General features: G+C 72.9%; 1 protein-coding gene. It reads right to left on the bottom strand.

Going from position 1 to position 904, the window contains the following annotated elements; translation table 11 throughout:
- Positions 1-231 precede the first annotated feature (231 nt).
- Positions 232-903 (bottom strand): response regulator, encoded by a 672-nt coding sequence (locus tag DZG00_RS15860; RefSeq protein ID WP_233550176.1) that lies wholly within the window; start codon positions 901-903, stop codon positions 232-234.
- Position 904 lies beyond the last annotated feature (1 nt).

Here is a 904-nt window from a genome sequence, read left to right as displayed (position 1 = left end):
CGGAAGGCGTCCCCTCGGGGCTCTGGGACATCGTCCGCCTCCACGACCGCGCCGCGAGGCGCGCCGCACGAAGCAGGAACGCCGGGACGAGCGCCGCCGCGGTCACGAACGACGCGGAGATGATGGGCAGGTCGGCGAGATCGTGGAGCACGGTGGTCCTCTTGTGCGGGAGCGAAGGCGTTCGAATCTAGCCCACGGTCCCGAGGGTCGACGGAGACCCGGCGGGAACGGCTAGCCCTCTGCCGGGGATCCGGTCAGCCGGTGCTCGAAGGCGAACACCACGAGCTGGACGCGGTCGCGCAGGCTGAGCTTCGCGAGGATGCGGCTCACGTGCGTCTTCACCGTCGCCTCGCTGAGGAACTCGGCCTGCGCGATCTCCGCGTTGCTCAGGCCGCGCGCCGCGAGGACGAAGATCTCCCGCTCGCGCGACGTCAGCGACGCGAACGCGGGCGGGGCGACGCGGGGCCGGGATCCGGGGTCGAAGTGCTCGAGCAGCTGCCGGGTCGCCGACGCCGCGATGACCGAGTTCCCGGCGTGGACGGTGCGGATGGCCGCGAGCAGGAACTCGGGGTCCGCGTCCTTCAGCACGAAGCCGCTCGCCCCGGCCCGGATGGCGCGCGCAGCGCTCTCGTCGAGGTCGAAGGTCGTGAGCACGAGGATGCGCGGCGGGCGGTCGCCGCGCGCGTCCGCCGCCCGGAGGACCTCGGCGGTCGCCTGGATCCCGTCCATGACCGGCATGCGGATGTCCATGAGGATCACGTCCGGGTGCTCGGCGCGCGCGAGCTCCACGGCCTCCTGGCCGTTGGCGGCCTCCCCCGCGAACTCGAGGTCGGGCTGCGAGGAGATGAGCATGCGGACGCCCGTGCGGAACAGGGCCTGGTCGTCGACCAGGGCGACGCGGATG

The organism is Clavibacter lycopersici (assembly GCF_003576405.1).
Taxonomy (GTDB): domain Bacteria; phylum Actinomycetota; class Actinomycetes; order Actinomycetales; family Microbacteriaceae; genus Clavibacter; species Clavibacter lycopersici.
The sequence above is the reverse complement of the archived record's forward strand: the minus strand, read 5'-3'. Positions and strand labels throughout refer to the sequence as shown.